The sequence below is a fragment of the Agrobacterium sp. O3.4 genome (genome assembly GCF_041414895.1).
In the GTDB taxonomy this organism is placed as follows: Bacteria; Pseudomonadota; Alphaproteobacteria; order Rhizobiales; family Rhizobiaceae; genus Agrobacterium; species Agrobacterium cucumeris.
Window position 1 is genome coordinate 544755 of the sequence record NZ_JALPZP010000001.1, and the last position, 18181, is coordinate 562935.

The 18181-nt window shown below is 59.0% G+C and carries 15 protein-coding genes and 1 other RNA gene; 9 read left to right on the forward strand and 7 right to left on the reverse strand.

All coding sequences use genetic code 11. From position 1 onward, the window contains the following. Nucleotides 1–24: 24 nt before the first annotated feature. Complete coding sequence (locus M0412_RS02555; protein WP_269703103.1) at nt 25–435, reverse strand: carboxymuconolactone decarboxylase family protein; 411 nt, start codon at nt 433–435, stop codon at nt 25–27. 226 nt (nt 436–661) lie between these two features. Between M0412_RS02555 and M0412_RS02560 the strand changes: the two genes are divergently transcribed. Further along, a complete protein-coding gene (locus M0412_RS02560) occupies nt 662–1828 on the forward strand; it encodes an efflux RND transporter periplasmic adaptor subunit (RefSeq protein WP_269703101.1) in 1167 nt (388 codons plus the stop codon). Beyond that, entirely contained in the window at nt 1825–4974 is a 3150-nt protein-coding gene (locus M0412_RS02565) for an efflux RND transporter permease subunit (RefSeq protein WP_269703099.1), read from the forward strand. The genes M0412_RS02560 and M0412_RS02565 overlap by 4 nt, the downstream gene beginning before the upstream one ends. A 97-nt stretch (nt 4975–5071) precedes the next feature. On the opposite strand, the gene M0412_RS02570 is transcribed toward M0412_RS02565, so the two are convergent. Then, nucleotides 5072–5974, reverse strand: coding sequence for a hypothetical protein (locus tag M0412_RS02570; RefSeq protein ID WP_269703097.1), 903 nt, complete (start codon nt 5972–5974; stop codon nt 5072–5074). Between the two features lie 294 nt (nt 5975–6268). Between M0412_RS02570 and M0412_RS02575 the strand changes: the two genes are divergently transcribed. Continuing rightward, nucleotides 6269–7681 carry an FAD-binding oxidoreductase gene (locus M0412_RS02575; protein WP_269703094.1) on the forward strand — a complete coding sequence of 471 codons (1413 nt, stop codon included), beginning with the start codon at nt 6269–6271 and terminating at the stop codon, nt 7679–7681. A 91-nt stretch (nt 7682–7772) separates the two neighbouring features. After that, nucleotides 7773–11474, forward strand: coding sequence for an AsmA-like C-terminal region-containing protein (locus M0412_RS02580; RefSeq protein WP_269703092.1), 3702 nt, complete (start codon nt 7773–7775; stop codon nt 11472–11474). Between the two features lie 245 nt (nt 11475–11719). Here the strand turns inward: M0412_RS02580 and M0412_RS02585 are convergent, their stop codons facing one another. The 5 genes from M0412_RS02585 to ssrA all read right to left on the reverse strand — a co-directional run bounded on the left by M0412_RS02585 (nt 11720) and on the right by ssrA (nt 13940). Continuing rightward, a complete protein-coding gene (locus tag M0412_RS02585) occupies nt 11720–12049 on the reverse strand; it encodes a hypothetical protein (RefSeq protein ID WP_269703089.1) in 330 nt (109 codons plus the stop codon). Nucleotides 12050–12262: 213 nt separating this feature from the next. Further along, nucleotides 12263–12472, reverse strand: a complete 210-nt coding sequence (locus M0412_RS02590) for a ribbon-helix-helix domain-containing protein (protein WP_269703087.1) — start codon at nt 12470–12472, stop codon at nt 12263–12265. A 106-nt stretch (nt 12473–12578) separates the two neighbouring features. Further along, nucleotides 12579–12782 (reverse strand): DUF4169 family protein, encoded by a 204-nt coding sequence (locus M0412_RS02595; RefSeq protein ID WP_269703085.1) that lies wholly within the window; start codon nt 12780–12782, stop codon nt 12579–12581. A 42-nt stretch (nt 12783–12824) separates the two neighbouring features. Next, entirely contained in the window at nt 12825–13337 is a 513-nt protein-coding gene (locus tag M0412_RS02600; protein ID WP_142840237.1) for an SspB family protein, read from the reverse strand. Between the two features lie 229 nt (nt 13338–13566). Then, nucleotides 13567–13940: a transfer-messenger RNA gene (ssrA, locus tag M0412_RS02605) on the reverse strand. Between the two features lie 142 nt (nt 13941–14082). Between ssrA and M0412_RS02610 the strand changes: the two genes are divergently transcribed. From M0412_RS02610 to hflC, 5 genes are all read left to right on the forward strand, one after another. Next, a complete protein-coding gene (locus tag M0412_RS02610; RefSeq protein ID WP_035242256.1) occupies nt 14083–14391 on the forward strand; it encodes a DUF2853 family protein in 309 nt (102 codons plus the stop codon). Between the two features lie 91 nt (nt 14392–14482). Further along, nucleotides 14483–15277, forward strand: a complete 795-nt coding sequence (locus tag M0412_RS02615) for a thymidylate synthase (protein ID WP_269703082.1) — start codon at nt 14483–14485, stop codon at nt 15275–15277. Next, on the forward strand, nt 15274–15801 hold the full coding sequence (locus tag M0412_RS02620) for a dihydrofolate reductase (protein WP_269703081.1): 528 nt from the start codon (nt 15274–15276) through the stop codon (nt 15799–15801). Before M0412_RS02615 ends, M0412_RS02620 begins: the two co-directional genes overlap by 4 nt. 143 nt (nt 15802–15944) lie before the next feature. After that, on the forward strand, nt 15945–17066 hold the full coding sequence (gene hflK, locus M0412_RS02625) for an FtsH protease activity modulator HflK (RefSeq protein WP_142840234.1): 1122 nt from the start codon (nt 15945–15947) through the stop codon (nt 17064–17066). 1 nt (nt 17067) lies between these two features. Further along, on the forward strand, nt 17068–17994 hold the full coding sequence (gene hflC / locus M0412_RS02630; RefSeq protein WP_142840233.1) for a protease modulator HflC: 927 nt from the start codon (nt 17068–17070) through the stop codon (nt 17992–17994). Nucleotides 17995–18181 lie beyond the last annotated feature (187 nt).

Consider the following 18181-nt stretch of genomic DNA (forward strand, 5'->3'; position numbering starts at 1 on the left):
CTATTCCAAGGCATTTTCTTCGTCTCAAGCCCGTCTGTCGGCATCGAACGCGGCGTCAACGGGCACTTGCAGCGCCACGGCAAGCTGGTTGGTCTTGGCTGCAAGCGCGATGATGCGCAACAGATCGGCATGTTGTTCAATGGTCATGCCCTTGGCTTTTGCGGCGGCCGTGTGGGAATGGGCGCAATAGGAGCAGCCATTGGTGACGGAAACGGCGATATAGAGCATTTCCTTCACCAGGGGATCAAGCGCCGAAGGCGTCGCCATCACGGCCTTGACCTCGGCCCAGGTCTTTTCCAAGAGATCAGGATCAAAGGCGAGGTAGAGCCACATATTATTGATGAAATCCGATTTGCGGGTGGTGCGGATATCATCGAACACCGCTTTGACGCGTGGGTCGGCTTCGGGATTTTCGGCTTTCGTCACGGTGCTCATGGCTTCCTCCGGAAATGGTTTTCGGCTTTTAGAGTAACCGATCGGCGGAGATTTGCGACAGAAACGGTTGCGCCATGCGTCCCGACGAAAATTCATCACAAATTACAATTACGTAAGGAACGGTTTTGTGCGTTGCCTTCGTCAAGGCGAGCGGGAATACTTTGCACGTTCCAACAGGGTTCGGTTTGGAACTCCATTTTACTGCGCGGATCAACCGGAGAAATACATGCGGGTCTGGAAACAGGTGGGTGTCAGTGTTGCCGTGGTGGGAGCGGGGCTCTGTCTCTGGGGCTTTTATTCGCCCGATGCCCGCAATGTTCTCGCTGCCATCGGGCTTGGCAAAACGCCGGCCGGTGCGATCGAGGTTGCCGCATCCGGCGCCGGAGCCTCCGGCACGCCAGCGGGCCAGAATGCCGGCGGCGCGCATGGCAACAGCAACGCGACCCTGGTGGTCATGGCTCCCGTCAAGAAAGGTACGGTCAATGACCGGCTGAACGCCATTGGCAATGGTGAGGCGATCCAGTCGGTTGTCGTCATGCCGCAGGCCTCCGGCACCGTTTCGGAAATCCGCACCTCCTCCGGTGCCCGCGTCGTGAAGGGGCAGGTGCTCGCGCGGCTCGATGATGAGGAGCAGGTGATCGAGCGCGACAAGGCGCAGGTCACACTGCGCAGCGCGGTTGAAAAATCCAACTCCTACAAGAACCTGAAATCGGTTTCCCGGCTTGACGTGCTGGATGCGCAGATTGCCGAAGAGGCTGCCAAGCTTGCGCTGAGCACTGCCGAACTCAATCTCAAGCGCCGCGACATCGTCGCGCCCATCGAAGGCGTGGCCGGTATCGTCGCTGCCAATATCGGCGACAACGTTACCACGCAATCGACCATCGTCAGCATCGATGATCGTTCTGAAATTCTCGTCAATTTCTGGGCTCCGGAGCGCTTCGCAACCGCGATCAAGGTCGGCATGCCGGTGGAGGCGACGTCGATTTCCCGCCCCGGCGAGGCCTTCAAGGGTGAGATCGAGGCCGTCGATAACCGTGTTGACGAGGCAAGCCGGACGATCCGCATCCGGGCGAAGTTCGGCAATGAGAAGGATGAGCTGAGGGCCGGCATGTCCTTCGGTGTTACCATGCGTTTTGCCGGGGAGACCTATGCTTCGGTCGATCCGCTGGCCGTGCAATGGGATGCGGAAGGCTCTTATGTCTGGCGCGTTGCCGACAGCAAGTCGAACAAGGTGCGCGTGCAGATCGTGCAGCGCAACCCCGATGCCGTTCTGGTCAAGGCCGAGTTGGCGGAGGGCGAGCCTGTCGTGATCGAGGGTCTGCAGCGTGTGAGAGAAGACGGCGCGGTCCGCGTCAACAATCAGCCGAAGCCTGAAGAGGTTGCCAGCCAATGACGACGCAGCCACCCTCCGGGCAGGATTCCAAGCTCGCCTTTACTGCCCTGTTCGTGCGCCGGCCCATTCTGGCGGCGGTTCTCAACACGCTGCTGGTCGTCGCCGGCCTTGCCGCGCTGGTTGGCGTCGAAGTGCGCGAATTGCCCGATGTCGACCGGCCGACGATCAGCGTCAGGACCACCTATGAAGGTGCCGCGCCGGAAACCATTGATCAGGAAGTGACGCAGACCATTGAAGGTGCTGTCGCCCGTGTCAGTGGCGTCAAGTCCATCTCGTCCAATTCGCAATTCGGCACCAGCCGCGTGACGCTGGAATTCGGCGATAATGTCGATCTCGCCGTCGCCGCCAATGATGTGCGCGACGCCATCGGCCGCGTCACCAATCAGCTGCCTGACGATGCCGACGAACCGCAGATCATCAAGGCGGATTCCGACAGCCAGCCGATCATGCGCCTTGCCGTCACCTCGACCACACTCAGCATGGAAGACCTGACCAAGCTGGTGGATGACGAGATCATCGACCGTCTGGCCGCCGTTGATGGCGTGGCGGATGTGGAGCTTTACGGCGATCAGGAAAAGGTTTTCCGCGTCGATCTCAATCAGGCGGCACTCGCCAGCCGTGGTCTGACGGTCACCGATGTCTCGAACGCGCTTGCCAGCGCTGCGCTTGACGTGCCGGCGGGGTCGCTGAAAAGCACGACGCAGGACATCGTCGTGCGCGCTACGGCGAGCCTGACGAAGCCCGAAGACTTCTCCAATCTTTTGATCAAGAACAATATTCGTCTCAGGGACGTGGCAACCGTCATGCTCGGGGCAGATGATGAATCCACCTCGCTGCGCTCCAATGGCGTGCAGGGTGTCGGTCTCGGTGTCATCCGCCAGGCGCAGTCGAACACGCTCAGTATTTCCACGGGCGTGAAGGCCGCTGTTGATACCATGTCGGCCAACCTGCCGGAAGGCACGCGTATCGTCGTGACCAGCGATGACGCCGTCTTCATCGAAGGCGCACTGCACGAGGTTGAACTGGCGCTCGGACTTTCCGCGCTTATCGTCGTCGTGGTGCTTTACCTGTTCCTGCGCGACTGGCGCGCCACTCTCATTCCGGCGATCACCATGCCGGTGGCGCTGATCGGCACCATTGTCGCCATCTATATGGTTGGCTTTTCCATTAATATTCTGACGCTGCTTGCCATCGTTCTCGCGACCGGCCTGGTTGTCGATGACGCCATCGTGGTGCTGGAAAACATCGTGCGCCGCCGCACGGAAGGCATGGGGCCGCGGGCCGCTGCCGTTCTCGGCACGCAGGAAGTCTTCTTCGCGGTCATAGCAACGACGGCGACGCTTGCCGCCGTGTTCATTCCGCTCTCCTTCCTGCCCGGCCAGCTTGGCGGCCTGTTCCGCGAATTCGGCTTCGTGCTGGCCTTCGCGGTGGGCTTGTCCTCGATCGTCGCCTTGACGCTTTGCCCGATGCTCGCCTCACGCATGCTGAAGGAAGGGTTGAAGGAGCCGACGGGGCCGCTCGCCTGGTTCGGCAATGTCTTTGCCTCCACCTATAAGTCAACGCTTTCCGCCTGCCTCAACAATCCGCTGATCGTCATCGTTGTCGCGCTGATCTTCTCCGGCCTGTCGTGGATCGCCTTCGGCATGATCCAGAATGAGCTGACGCCGCGTGAAGACCGCGCCTCGATCATGATGCGGGTGACAGCGCCGCAGGGCGTCAGCCTCGAATATACCCGTGACCAGTTGCAGCGGATCGAGGAAAACCTGCAGCCGCTGCGCGACAGTGGCGAAATCCGCAATATCTACTCCATCACCGGCATGAACGGTTCGTCCAATACCGGCTTCATGGTGCTGACGCTCGCCCCCTGGGCCGATCGTGAGCGTACGCAGAACCAGATCGCTGCCGACGTTACCTCCGCTGCCAACAGTGTGCCGGCGCTGCGTGGGAATGCGATGCAGCCGAACAGCCTCAGAATTCGCGGCGCCGGCAACGGGTTGCAGATGGCGATGGTCGGCAGCAATTATCCGGCGCTGACGGCGGCGACGCAGAAATTGCTGCTTTCCATGGAAGAAAGCGGCCTGTTCGACACGCCGCGCTTCGACAACGAGCCCAATCAGGCGCAGATCTCCGTCTCCATCGACCGCGAACGCGCGTCGGATCTCGGTATCGATATCACCGGCCTGTCGCGTGCCATGCAGTCGCTGCTGGAGGGACGCTCGATCGTTGATGTCTTCGTGGATGGCGATGCGATCCCCGTACGGCTCCTGTCTTCGACCCGGCCGATCAACGATCCGACCGATCTGGAAAACGTCTTCCTGAAAACGGGCGACGGCAAGATCGTGCCGATGTCGGTTATTGCCACGCTCAAGGAAAATGCGGTCGCGCCGCAGCTGAACCGCGAGCAGCAGCTTCCCTCCGTTGGCTTTACCGCCAACCTCAAGGATGGCGTTTCGCTTGGTGAGGCCCTTCAAAAGGTGAATGAGCTTTCGCAATCCGTGCTGCCGCCGGGCGCTCGCCTGCTGCCGCTCGGCGAAGCGGCGACGCTTGAAGAAAATTCGAGCGGCATGTTGCTGACCTTCGGTTTCGCCATCGCCATCATCTTCCTCGTGCTCGCCGCGCAGTTCGAAAGCGTTCTGAGTTCGGTCATCATCATGACCACGGTGCCGCTCGGCCTTGCCTGCGCAGTCATCGCCCTGCTGGTCACCGGGTCCAGCCTCAACGTCTATAGTCAGATCGGTCTCGTGCTGCTGGTCGGCGTCATGGCCAAGAACGGCATCCTCATCGTCGAATTCGCCAATCACCTGCGCGATCAGGGCGCCACCGTGCGCGAAGCCATCGAAAAGGCCACCAGCATCCGTCTGCGCCCCGTGATGATGACGATGATCGCCACCATTCTCGGCGGCGTGCCGCTGGTGCTGGCGCAGGGGGCAGGTGCGGAAGCTCGCATCGCGCTCGGCTGGGTCATCGTCGGCGGTCTCGGTTTTGCGACGCTGGTGACGCTATACATCACGCCGGTCTCCTATCTGCTGATTGCCCGCTTCGCCAAGCCGCAGGCGGATGAGGAAATCCGCCTCCACCGCGAACTGGAACTTGCAGCCCGTCGCAAGGCGCTGGAGGAAGACAAGCCGCTGCTTGCTGCCGAGTAGGAAGGCGATGGGCAAACCGGTTGCGAGTTTCGCCATAACTTGAGCGGAAGCCTGTTTTCTCAGGCCACCGACAGAATTAAGCAGACCTGCCAGCTGATTAATCCCCGTTCGGGCGATAAATCTGGACACCTTTGTAAGACAGTTCAAAGGCTCCGACGCTGACTCTGCCGTTCGCGTCCGTCTCAATCAGGTTCCCTATTCTGTCATAGCTATTGAACAGGCTGGAAATCGTCCGGTCGAGTTGGTCTTTGGCGCGTTTTTTCCAGTAGTTACTGGTGTCTTCGAGCATTTTACGAGTTGCTCGCTGTTTATCTGTCAGAGTTTCCGAATCTACCTTCTGAATTTCAGTTTTGTGCGTGCTGTTGTAAAAATCGATTGCATTCTGAAGCGTTTGTATGCTTCCGGGAACGCCCATGGCTGCATAGGCCGGGTTGTCTACGCCTGCCACATAGGCGTCGAAATCGCGGCCGTGATATGCCCAACTCTCCCTCTGTTCGCGCTGCGAAGCGTTGTAGTATGCTTTACTTAGCTCAGCTTGATATGCCTCCGGTGTCAGTTCATACACACTCTCTTTGGTCATGCCTTCTGGAACGAAATTGCGAATAATATCTTGAGGCCGTACGCCTAGGATGTGGATAGCCTTATTGAACCGCAATTCCTCTCCCCATATGTCGCGTCTGCTGGAGGCCGGGGAAACATCAAAGCTGGTGGTTCGGATAATTTCTTCCTTCCAATCTGTTTCGCCCTCTGCGCCTGATTTGTCCTTTGCGTTTTCAACATCCGCGCTGCGTTTCTCTGGCATGCTTTCGATCCTGCCTGTCCTGTCGTAGGTGAGGTCGCCGGTTTCATTGTCCAGGTCGGACGCAAGCAGCACGGTAAGAGGATCGACGCCTTTCGTGGCGTGTGAGGGGGAGCTTGCCTGGTCTCCGGGGGAAATGTTTTCGGTCAGCGGCCGAAAAGAATTCGATGCGGTGAAGGGCTGACTTGTAATTGTAGTCATCTTGAAACCCTGATGTTTGAACGCGGACATGCTTTTCCAGGATCCGCATTCCGGTTGTAATTCATATGCATTTATGAGTGTCGATGAATAAATTCACGTATAAGGTGTATGCGGGGCGGAGCTTGCTCGGGGCTGGCAATACGCCGAGCAACGAAGCCGCGGCGGTAGCAGTTCGTTCTTGCCGTTCGGGCGGCTGATCGGCTGGACAAAGCGTTAACCTTATCCCATACCACCTGACGGAATTTCGTAACGGATCTGCTCCGTTACGGGCGGATGTTGCGGTGGAGACAGACGATGGCGCTGAAAGATGTGGTGGCGGGAAAGCGGAACGAAGAAGGTATTGCCTCGGTGCTCGCGATGCTGAAGCAGCAACTGGGCGAAAGGCTCCAGACCGGGCAGGCGTTTCGCGAACAGCACGGCCACACCACCACCTATCTGACCCTGCAGGCGCCTGACGGCGTTGTCTTTGCCGAAAACGCTGATGACGTGAAGGCCGTGGTGAAGGCTTGTGCACAGTACAAGGTGCCGGTCATTCCGTTCGGAACGGGGTCTTCGCTCGAAGGGCAGGTAAATGCGCCCAATGGTGGAATCTGCATCGATTTCAGCCGGATGAATCGCATCATTGAGGTGAATGCCGAAGATCTTGACGTGACGGTGGAGCCGGGCGTGACGCGCGAGGACCTGAATGTCTACCTGCGCGATACCGGCCTGTTTTTCCCGATCGATCCGGGCGCCAATGCCTCGATCGGCGGCATGGCCTCGACGCGGGCGTCAGGCACCAATGCCGTGCGCTACGGCACGATGAAGGACAATGTGCTGGCCGTCACCGCCGTCGTCGCCAATGGCGAGGAAATCCGCACGGCCCGCCGCGCCCGCAAGTCGTCTGCGGGTTACGATCTGACACGGCTTTTCGTGGGGGCGGAGGGGACGCTCGGCGTCATCACCTCGGTCACGCTGCGGCTGCAGGGCATACCGGAAAAGATCGCCGGCGGGGTCTGCACCTTCGATAGTATCAAGGCGGCCTGTGATGCCGTCATCATGACGATCCAGATGGGCGTTCCGGTTGCCCGCATCGAACTGCTTGATGAGGTGCAGGTGCGCGCCTGCAACGCCTATTCCGGCCTGAACTACGCGGAAAAGCCGACGCTGTTTGTGGAGTTTCACGGCACGGAAGAAACGGCGGCGCTGCAATCGCAGCAATTTGCCGAGATCGCGGCCGAATGCGGCAGCGTCGATTTCCGCTGGACGGGCGATGCTGCCGAGCGCAACAAGCTGTGGAAGGCACGGCATGACGCCTATTGGGCATCGCGGGCGCTTGCGCCTGACCTCGACGGGCTTTCCACGGATGTCTGCGTGCCGATTTCAAGGCTGGCGGATTGCGTAGTGGAAACGCAGCGGGACATCGAGGAAAACGGTTTTCTGGCGCCAATCGTCGGCCATGCGGGGGACGGAAACTTTCATGTCCTTATTCTGTTCGATGGCAAGGATGCCGAAAGTGTCGCGAAAACCGAAGCTTTCGTCGCCCGCCTCAACCGCCGGGCGATTGCCATGGACGGTACCTGCACCGGCGAACACGGCATCGGCCAGGGCAAGATGAGTTTTCTGGCCGAAGAGGCTGGAAATGCACTGGATGTGATGCGTGCCATCAAAACGTCGCTCGATCCGGATAATATTTTCAATCCGGGCAAGCTGTTCCGGCTTGTCTGATCATTCTCACAATTGATTGGTACAAAAGGCTGCTTGCCGTTAAGGCAGAAAAGAATAGGTTTGCAGCGTTCGCGAAGGGAGATGCAGGTCAGTGCTCGGGCGTATTCTGGTTTTTCTGGGCGGACTGCTGGCCTTGGTGCTGTTTTCGGCGCTGCTCATTCCCTATTTCGTCGACTGGACGGATTTCCGCCGCGACTTTGAAGACCAGGCAAGCCGCATTCTGGGCAAGAAGGTGGTGGTGCACGGCCGGGTCGAGGCCCGTATCCTGCCTTTCCCTTCGGTAACCCTGCATGATGTGCGCGCCGGAACGGATGCGGATGGATCGCCGCTCATCCAGGTCGCCCGTTTCTCCATGGATGCCGAGCTTGCACCTTTCCTTTCCGGCGAAGCGCGTATCTTCGACATGCGCATCGAGGAGCCCAAAGCCAAGATCAGGCTGTTGAAGGACGGCACGCTGGACTGGATGCGTGGCAGCCGGGCGGAAATTCCCGCCCGCACCGTGGTTCTGGAAAGCGTGCAGATCGAAGGCGGGCAAATCGAATTCATCGATGAGCAATCCGGCCGCAACCGTGTCGTGACCGGCCTTAACGCCGACATGTCCGCCAATTCGCTGGCCGGGCCGTGGAAGGCGGAAGGGCGTGCTGCTGTTGACGGGCATCCGGGTTCCTTCTCCCTTTCCAGCAGCGAGCCCGATTATGTCGCCGGCCGCATGGGGCTCAGGGTGCGGGTGGTGCCGGATGAACATCCGGTCGAGGTCGATCTTGATGGCGCGATTGCTGCAACGGCGGGCAAGCCTGCCTATAGCGGCTCTTTCGCTTTCAGCTTCCGGGAAGACGAAAAGCAGAAACAGGCCGGACAATCGCTGTTTTCTTCGCCGCGTACACGCGGCAGTTTCGAACTGACCAATGAAAGCGTGCGCATATCGAGCTACCGCATGGAGCTTGGTGGCAGCGAAAACCCCTATGTCGTGACCGGCGAGGCGACACTGGACACCGGTGCGAAACCGGAATTCCTGCTGACGGCGGACGGTCAGCAGATCGATGTCGCGCGCTTTGCGCCACCCGTCGTGCAGACGGGCAAGACCTCGCGCCAGCCCACCGTCTCCGTGCGCCAGCGCATCGAGGCCTTTGCGGCCATGGTGGCGCGTATTCCGGTGCCGCAGGTGCCGGGCAAGGCCAGCATCAGCCTTCCGGCGCTGGTTTCCGACGATACGACCATTCGTGACATCAGGCTGGATGTGCGCCCGGAAGGCAGCGGCTGGCAGGTGGTGAATGCGGTTGCGACACTGCCGGGCAGGACGCAGCTGGAAGCCAAGGGATCGCTGACATTGCTTGGCGGCCCGGCCTTCAACGGCAATCTGCTTCTCGCCTCCAACCAGCCTTCGGGGCTTGCCAACTGGCTCTCCGGCTCGGTCGATCCGGCGATCCGGCAGCTTAATGCGGCCGGTTTTTCCGCCGATGTCTCGCTGACGACGCTCAACCAGCGTTTCAACAATCTCGAGCTTGCCATTGGCGACGCTTCGCTGAAGGGTGAGCTGGAGCGGCGCTCCGATGGCAAGACGTCCAATCTTTCCATCGATCTGGCCGGCAATGAAATCGATCTTGATGCGCTGAAGGCGCTCGGCAGTCTGGCGCTGGGCGATCAGGTTGGAAGCTCGGTTCTCGATCATCGCATCGACGCCAAGTTCAAGGCCGACCGGTTCAACATGGCCGGCGTAACCGCAAATCATGTCGAAACCGCCTTCACCATGGCCGGCGGTGTTCTGACGCTCGAAAAGATGACGGCTGGCGATATTGCCGGTGCTGAGGTCAAGGCCACGGGACAGCTGCAGGGTTCGTTGCTAAAATATGCGGGCAAGGGCACGGTAAACCTGCATGCTCCGGATATGCAGCCGTTCTTCACCATGCTGCAGCAGAAATTGCCCAACCATCCCTTCCTCAGCCGTTTGGCCGCCAGCGCGCCGTGGTACGCCAATTCCGACCTTGCCGTCGATGTTTCGGTGAATAGTGAAAATGGCGGGGCCAATGTGGCCGTGTCAGGTACCGTCAATGGCAGCCGTCTGTCGGCCGTTGCCAAGATGCCGGATTTCCTGTCGATCACCGATGATACGGCGATGTCGCTGGAAGCGGTGTTGAAAAACCAGTCGACGGCGATCCTGTTCGGGCAGGCGGGGCTTGATCCGCTGCCGTTCGATGCGGATGGCGAGGGGCTTCTTTCCGTCAAGCTCAATGGCACGCTCGGCTCGCCGGCCCAGACCGATATCCGCTTCTCGACGGAGCGTACGCATTTTTCGATGAACGGCTCCTTTGCCGTTGCTGCCGCCAATTTCGGTGAGGGCAGCGCGGATGTGGCGCTCGAAAGTGCTGATATCGAACCATATCTCATCATGAACGCGGTGGGTTTGCCGCAACTCGGCGGCGGCATGGCTGTGAAAGCCAATGCGAAAGTGGCGGTCGATGCGCAGAAGATCGCTTTTTCCTCCGTGGGCGGGCAAGTGGGCGGCAATCCGTTCTCCGGCAATCTCGCGGTTCAGCGCGCCGCGCCTTATCCTGTCAGCGGTGATCTGTCGGTCAGGACCGCCGATCTCGCCTGGCTGGGTGATGCGATCTACGGGCCGGTGATCGATCCGGAAAGTGGTGCGCTGAACGCCAAGCCGCTGGCCATGGCCGCTTTCCCCCAGCTCAAGGCCTCGGTGTCGCTGAAGGCGGAGAATTTCGAAGCGGGTCCGTTTGGCACGATCACGGGTCTGGCGGCCAAGGTCACACATGATTCGGGCAGTCTTTCGCTCGATGATGTCACGGGCGGCTTCATGGGCGGCAAACTGACGGGCCGGCTTGCCATGTCCACGGGTGAAGGGGCGGGGATTTTCCGCACCAAGATCGCGGTGACCGACGCCAATCCGGAGCCTATCCTGTGGGCGAACGCCAATGGCCCGGTGGCGACCGGCCGGGTTGCCATCGACCTGACGGCCGAATCGACGGGCAAGAGTGTCGGCGAAATTCTGAAATCGGCGGGTGGTTCAGGTGAAATCCGCGCTGGCGGGTTGGTGCTGAAGGGGCTTAACCCCGGCGCCCTGCCGCCGATCCTGCAGGCGGCGGATGGTTTGCAGCAGCCGATCGATGCGCCCAAAGTTCGGCCGCTGGTGGACCAGAACCTGTGGCAGGGCGAAATCGGGCTCGGTGATGTGGCCCTGCCGTTCTCGCTGAATGGCGGCGCGCTTCATTTCCAGAATCTGCGCGCCGGGATCGATCCGGTGACGCTTACCGGCGATGCGACGGTGGATATTGCCGCATCGACCGTGAATGGCGATCTCGACCTTCTCTTCAATCCCGGCACCGAAGCGGTTGCCGGAGCCGAACCGTCTCTGCGCCTCAACTACAATGGTCCGCTGGCGGCGCCGGCTTTGACGATCGATGTTTCGACGCTCAGCAATTATCTCTCGCTCAGGGCTTTCGAAAAGGAGCGCCGTCGGGTGGAGGCCATGCAGGCCAGCGTTCTTGAAAAGCAGCGTTTGCGCCGCGAGGTGGCGCTTTATCGCTCCCAGGCGGCCGAGCGGCAGGCTGAAAAGGAACGGGTGGAGGCGGAAGCCAAAGCAAAGGCGGAAGAGGAGGCCCGGCTGAAGGCTGCGGCCGAGGAGCGTCTTCGCCAGGAAAAAGAACAGCAGGAGCGGTTGCAGCAACAGCAACAGCAGCAACCCGTGCCGGAGCGGCAATCGGCGCCGATTTTGGTCGTGCCACCGACGGAAAATGCAATCCGGGACCTGGCGCCGGAAAATGCTCCGGTCAATCCATAGCTTGTTTGAAATCTGAGGGTGGATCGCCTTCAGATTTGCAGGATGTCTAGGCTGGTACCCAAAAACGGGGCCATTCCCTTCCCGGGCATGCATGGCCAGCGTCGCACCCGGTCGCGCAACCTCGGATCAAATGAGAGGAGGGGTGTCTGGCAACGGCTCATGGCATTGCCTCAGAACAAATGTTGGTGCGGTGGTCTGGACAGCTGTGTTTTTTGGCGGTCTTTCCAGCGTTACCGGGCAGCCGATTAAATCCAGCTCTCGCGTTCGCCGAAGGGCGTATCGGCATCGAAGTTTTTCGTGCCAATCCTGCTGCTCTCTCCCGAGAGGCTGGGTTTATCCGTACTGCTGCCCGACGCTGCCGATTTCTCGGCGCTGTTTTCGATAGCTTCAAGCTGAGCCTTGAGCGAGGCGATGGCGCTCTTCAGTTCTTCCTGGGCTTTCGCTTCGGTCGTCTGGGCCAGCTCCGACTGCTTTTCGGCAATCTGCGATTTCAGCTCGGAAACGTTTGAAGAAGAGGTGGATGAAGAGGAAAGGGCGGAAACAGCAGCGCTTGTTCCCGAAATGACAGAAACCATGGGTCGCCTCGTGGCGGATGTGGGGATTGGAAAAACTATGAAACAAAGACTGAAAACAAGGCTACGCAATACGGGAATGCCTTGCAGCGCAGATTAGGCCGCGAATGTTTAATGAATGCTTTCGCGACGTTACGAGTTTTCTGGCCGGAATGTTTGTAGTCTGTGGGCTGGAAGATCAGGGCCAGTGACCATGTCGTCGGCTTGATGGAAAGATTACCGGCTCTTCAGCCAGTTCAGCACATAAACGCGCAAAGACGAGGACAGATTACTGTCGGCGGGCCGGTTGTCATCTATTTCCGCGAGCAGGGCGGCGAAGCTGATCTTGCGCCTTTCGGCAATCGTCTTCAGTTCTTCCCAGAAGGCATCTTCAAGTGAAATGCTGGTGCGGTGGCCGTGTAATGTGGCTGAGTGCTTGCGGATCATCAGATCGGCCTCCGGCTGGAAATCTGAATCATGTTTCGCCGGCAAGCCTCTGTTTCGCGATTGGTTTCCGATTTTGCGGGGGAGTTGGCTGCGGCAGGTCCGATCGTCAGTCCCTGTCGGTCCCGCCATCATCCTTTTCGAGTCGTCCCTGATCGAGCGCCTTTTCAGCTTTCTCATTAAGGGCCGATGTCAGGTTTTTTTCGGTCTTGCTGCGACCGAAGGACAGGCGGTTCTGTTCCGCCTGTTTTTCCTTTTCGCTGCGGGCCTTCTGCTTCCGAAACTGACGCAGATTGACGATATCGGCGGCCATGCGGATATGTCTCCTTGGGTTTCGGGTGGCGGAAGAACGGCCTTATTGCTTCTTGCGGAAGGCATCCAGCGAAACGACGGAGCCTTCCTTCTTTTCCTCGCCGGCCTTGGGGGCCTCGGAGGTGGAAGCGGGCTTTGCCTCGTTGGAAACGGGATAGGCGGTGATTTCGGCCTCTTCAATCTCTTCTTCATCGGCCAGAGGCACGTCGAATTCAAGCTCGAAATTGACGGAAGGATCGTAGAAACCGCGAATGGCGTTGTAAGGGATAACCAGCTTTTCCGGCGTATCGGAGAAAGACAGGCCGATTTCGAAGCCGGTTTCCGTTACCTTCATATCCCAGAACTGGTGCTGGATAACGATGGTCATCTGCTCGGCATATTTCGACTTGAGGTGCTGGGAAATCCGCACGCCCGGCGCGCCGGTCAGGAATGTGATGAAGAAATGATGGTCGCCGGGCAGGCGGCCGGTGGCGGCCACTTCACCCAAAACCTTACGAATAACGCCGCGAAGGGCATCCTGTGCGAGAATGTCGTAACGGATATGATCCTGCCCCATGCGGTCCTGTCTTTCCCTTATTCGAACGTCTTTTAATGCGCTGCGCGCCTTGCGCGCCAAGGACGCTGTAACACTTTGAATCTTTGCGCAATCCTGAACCGGAGATCGAACTCGATCCAGACGGCTGCGCGTTGCCCAAGTATACGCAATGTCCCGAACGGCAGCAACGGAAAAGCCGATGCCGTTCGCAAGTCAGCTATCATATAACAAATTCAGGCAAAATGGAGAAGGTGGAGGTTTCTGTTGCCAGGTACCTCCGAACCCCGCCTTACGGGGCTAACCGTAAGGACTTAGAGCGGAATTCCCGCACCGCCATTAGGCAGCGAGAGCATATTCCTTAGCGTTGTTGTCGTTTGCAACTACACTTGTGACCCGATAACGGCGGTATCATGCCGAGCAAAAGTTCGATCTTTACGCCCTTGTCGATCCTATTTCGCCCCCATCAAAAGCCGGCCTTCCCTTTAAAGAAGTCCGCCGGTTTTTGGTGGAGGCGCCGGGTACCGCCCCCGGGTCCAATAGGTTTATTACACCGACCGTTTATCGCCATAGCCGGGTTGCCCCGGCAAAGCTCATATAGGCGTTTCGCCCGGCGGAGAAAAGGGGGGCTATGACAATTCCATGAAAAGGTTTCGTGTTTGACGTTGACGATTTAGACAATTCTTGACGACGAGAGATTGCTGTCACATTCTCCATGCAACCGGTCACCAGAAGCAACGTGGCGCCGGGGACACACGAAGGAGTTGATATGACCGACTATCTCGCAGATGTGAAGAAATACGATGCGGCAGCCGACGAAGCCATCGTTGGCAAAATCGTCAAGCATCTCGGCATTGCGTTGCGCAACCGGGATTCATCGCTGGTGTCTGCTTCCGATCCGGAAGAACTTGCGCGTGTCAAGGCAAGCTGGTGCGGCAAGAAGCTCGGCGTGACCGACGACAGCGCCGACAAGGCGATCGACGCCACCGCGAAAGCCATGGCTGCTGACCGCTCCAAGTCGCGCGTGACCTTCTATTATCTGGTGGCCAAGGAACTGGGCAAACTCCAGTCGCTTTGATTTGAGCCGGGGATAGCCCGCATTAGGTGATTGGTTCTGCCGCCCTGTGCTATTATATTCTCCTGATATCAGGGAATCGGCGGCAGAACGCATGAAACAATATCTCGATCTTCTCCGGCATGTGATGGATATCGGCTCCGACCGCGGAGACCGCACCGGCACCGGTACGCGCTCGGTCTTTGGTTACCAGATGCGTTTCGACCTTTCGCAGGGCTTTCCGGTCCTCACCACCAAGAAGCTGCATCTGCGCTCGATCGTCCATGAACTGCTGTGGTTCCTGAAGGGCGACACCAATATCGCCTATCTCAAGGAAAACGGTGTTTCCATCTGGGATGAGTGGGCCGATGAAAACGGTGATCTCGGCCCGGTCTATGGCGCGCAGTGGCGCTCGTGGCCGGCACCGGATGGTCGTCATATCGACCAGATCGCGCTTTTGATCGAGGCGCTGAAAACCAACCCCAATTCCCGCCGCCACATCGTTTCGGCCTGGAACCCGGCGCTGGTGGACGAAATGGCGCTGCCGCCCTGCCATTGCCTGTTCCAGTTCTATGTTTCGGACGGCAAATTGTCCTGCCAGCTTTACCAGCGCTCGGCTGATATTTTCCTTGGCGTGCCCTTCAACATCGCCTCTTACGCGCTGCTGACGCTGATGGTGGCGCAGGTGACCGGTCTGAAACCGGGTGATTTTGTCCATACGCTTGGCGACGCGCATATCTATGCCAATCATTTCGAGCAGGCGCGGCTGCAGATGACGCGAACCCCGAAAGCCTTGCCGACAATGCGCCTCAACCCTGATGTGAAGGATCTTTTCGGCTTTAAGTTCGAAGACTTTACGCTGGAGAATTACGAGGCCGATTCAAGCATTAAGGCACCGATCGCAGTATGAGCGAGCCACGCGTCACCATCATCGTCGCCGTCTCGGAAAACGGCGTCATCGGCCGCGACCTCGATATGCCGTGGAAGCTCTCCACTGATCTCAAGCGCTTCAAAGCGATGACGATGGGCAAGCCGCTCATCATGGGCCGCAAGACGTTTCTGTCTGTCGGTGAGCGCCCCTTGCCGGGCCGGCCGCATATCATCGTCAGCCGCAATGCCGATTACAGGCCGGCGGGCGTTGATGTGGTCTCGTCGCTGGACGAGGCTTTGAAGCTTGCCAAAGACAAGGCTGCGGAAATGGGTGTCGATGAGGTTTTCGTGGCCGGCGGCGGCGAGATTTATCGTCAGGCCATGCCATTTGCCGATCAACTTTCCGTCACCCATGTGGCGGTAAAGCTCGATGGCGACACTTTTTTTCCGGAAATCGATCCTGAGGTCTTTGAAAAAACCGACGAGAATGCCGTTCCCGCAGGGGAAAGGGACAATTATCCGGTTCTGTTCACCACTTATTTGCGAAGAGCCGCGTCAAAGTGAACTATTTACCCTGATTGGGTATTTAGTTACCACCTCTGCGTTGAAACGGACGCTTCTCCTTCCTATAACGGGTCGATATTCCCGCCGCACGCGAGCAATCGCTTTCGAACGGAACCGGGAGAGGCTTTTATAAAGAGGTATTGATGCCCTGGAGCAATCAGAATGGCGGCGGCGGCCCTTGGGGCGGCGGCGGTGGAGGAAACAACCAGGGTGGCGGTGGCGGCCCGTGGGGACAGGGGCCTAACCGGCCTCGCGGCGGCGGTGGCGGCAACAATGGCGGCCCACCTGATCTGGAAGAGATCATCCGGCGCAGTCAGGACCGTTTCAAGAATGTCCTGCCGGGTGGCTTTAACGGCGGCGCGGTTGCGATCCTCGTTCTGGTCATCCTCGTTTTCCTTGGCATCCAGTCCATCTATACCGTCCAGCCGGACGAGCGTGGCGTTGAGCTGCGTTTCGGCCGTCCCAAGGATGAAATCTCGATGCCGGGCCTGCATTTCCATCTGTGGCCGATCGAGACGGTTGAAATCGTCAAGGTCACCGAGCAGCAGCAGAATATCGGTTCGCGCGCCTCGTCTTCGTCATCGAGCGGCGTGATGCTGACCGGCGACCAGAACATCGTCAACGTGCAGTTCTCGGTGCTCTATACCGTTTCGGATCCGAAATCCTATCTCTTCAATGTCGACAGCCCGGCGGAAACCCTGCAGCAGGTTTCTGAAAGCGCCATGCGCGAAGTGGTTGGCCGTCGCCCGGCGCAGGATATTTTCCGCGATAACCGTCAGGCGATTGCGGGAGACGTGCGCACCATCATCCAGTCCACCATGGACGGTTATGGCGCCGGCATCTCCATCAATGCGGTCGCCATCGAAGATGCGGCACCGCCGCGCGAAGTGGCCGATGCCTTTGATGAAGTGCAGCGCGCCGAGCAGGATGAAGATCGCTTCGTTCAGGAAGCCAACCAGTATGCCAACCAGAAACTGGGTGCGGCACGCGGTCAGGCGGCACAGATCGTCGAAGAGGCGAACGCTTACAAGTCGCGTGTCGTCAACGAGGCTGAGGGTGAGGCACAGCGCTTCATCTCCATCTACGACCAGTATCGCACGGCGCCGGATGTGACCCGTCAGCGCATGTTCCTTGAAACCATGGAACAGGTCCTGAAGGGCTCCAACAAGGTCATCATCGACGAAAAGCAGGGCGTGGTGCCTTATCTGCCTCTGAATGAGATCATGCGCGGCAATACAGGCGCAGCACAGCAGGGAGGCAACTGATATGGGTAACCGTCTTACGGCCATTCTCGTCGGTCTCGCCGCCGTGCTTTTCCTCGGCTATTCATCGATCTTCGTCGTCAACGAGCGCCAGCAGGCCATCGTCGTGCGCTTCGGTCAGATCCAGGATGTGAAAACCGCGCCGGGCCTCTATTTCAAGCTGCCCTTCGCCTTCATGGATGCCGATCGGGTGCAATATGTCGAGAACCGGGCGCTGCGCTTCGATCACGACAATATCCGTGTTCAGGTTTCGGGCGGCAAGTTCTATGAAGTAGACGCCTTCGTCGTCTATCGCATTACGGACGCACGCCGTTTCCGCCAGACGGTCTCGGGTGACCAGATGTCGGCCGAATCGCGTCTTCGTACCCGTCTCGACGCATCTTTGCGCCGGGTCTACGGTCTTCGCGGCTTTGAATCGGCGCTTTCGGATGCACGCGCATCGATGATGCAGGAAGTGCGGGACGATCTGCGTCCTGACGCGGAATCGCTCGGCATCAGCATCGTGGATGTCCGCATCCGCCGTACCGATCTGACGCAGGAAGTGTCGCAGCAGACCTTCGAGCGCATGAAGTCGGAACGTCTGGCTGAAGCAGAACTCATCCGCGCCCGCGGTAATGAAGAAGCCCAGCGCCGCCGCGCTATCGCCGACCGTCAGGTCGTCGAGTTCGAGTCCGATGCGCGTCGTCAGTCTGAAGTGCTGCGCGGTGAAGGCGATGCCAACCGTAACCGCATATTCGGCGAGGCTTTCCAGCGCGATCCGAACTTCTTCGAGTTCTATCGCTCGATGGCCGCCTATGCCAATTCGATGACCGGTACCGGCACGACGCTGGTCCTGTCGCCGGATTCGACCTTCTTCCGTTATTTCAACAACATCAACGGCGCTCCGTCTGCGGCTCCGGCCGCACCCGCGGCGCCCGCGCCGGCGAACTGATATCGGATCAAGAGAGTTTGAAAGGGCCGGTTTTACCGGCCCTTTCTTTTTGACAGCCTCCGCACGACGTCGTCCTCAGGCACGACCCGAGGGATGGCCGAGGGGAGGGCTTGGCGGCCGTTGTTGGTAATCTGAGGACTGGTTTTGGCCGGCCCTTTCTTTTCACTCCCGTTTCGTGCCAATGCTG

Bases quoted from the DNA above. Each gene is read 5' to 3' on its own strand.
- M0412_RS02555 (WP_269703103.1), bottom strand. From the start codon at position 435: ATGAGCACCGTGACGAAAGCCGAAAATCCCGAAGCCGACCCACGCGTC.
- M0412_RS02560 (WP_269703101.1), top strand. From the start codon at position 662: ATGCGGGTCTGGAAACAGGTGGGTGTCAGTGTTGCCGTGGTGGGAGCG.
- M0412_RS02565 (WP_269703099.1), top strand. From the start codon at position 1,825: ATGACGACGCAGCCACCCTCCGGGCAGGATTCCAAGCTCGCCTTTACT.
- M0412_RS02570 (WP_269703097.1), bottom strand. From the start codon at position 5,974: ATGACTACAATTACAAGTCAGCCCTTCACCGCATCGAATTCTTTTCGG.
- M0412_RS02575 (WP_269703094.1), top strand. From the start codon at position 6,269: ATGGCGCTGAAAGATGTGGTGGCGGGAAAGCGGAACGAAGAAGGTATT.
- M0412_RS02585 (WP_269703089.1), bottom strand. From the start codon at position 12,049: ATGGTTTCTGTCATTTCGGGAACAAGCGCTGCTGTTTCCGCCCTTTCC.
- M0412_RS02590 (WP_269703087.1), bottom strand. From the start codon at position 12,472: ATGATCCGCAAGCACTCAGCCACATTACACGGCCACCGCACCAGCATT.
- M0412_RS02595 (WP_269703085.1), bottom strand. From the start codon at position 12,782: ATGGCCGCCGATATCGTCAATCTGCGTCAGTTTCGGAAGCAGAAGGCC.
- M0412_RS02600 (WP_142840237.1), bottom strand. From the start codon at position 13,337: ATGGGGCAGGATCATATCCGTTACGACATTCTCGCACAGGATGCCCTT.
- M0412_RS02610 (WP_035242256.1), top strand. From the start codon at position 14,083: ATGACCGACTATCTCGCAGATGTGAAGAAATACGATGCGGCAGCCGAC.
- M0412_RS02615 (WP_269703082.1), top strand. From the start codon at position 14,483: ATGAAACAATATCTCGATCTTCTCCGGCATGTGATGGATATCGGCTCC.
- M0412_RS02620 (WP_269703081.1), top strand. From the start codon at position 15,274: ATGAGCGAGCCACGCGTCACCATCATCGTCGCCGTCTCGGAAAACGGC.
- hflK (WP_142840234.1), top strand. From the start codon at position 15,945: ATGCCCTGGAGCAATCAGAATGGCGGCGGCGGCCCTTGGGGCGGCGGC.
- hflC (WP_142840233.1), top strand. From the start codon at position 17,068: ATGGGTAACCGTCTTACGGCCATTCTCGTCGGTCTCGCCGCCGTGCTT.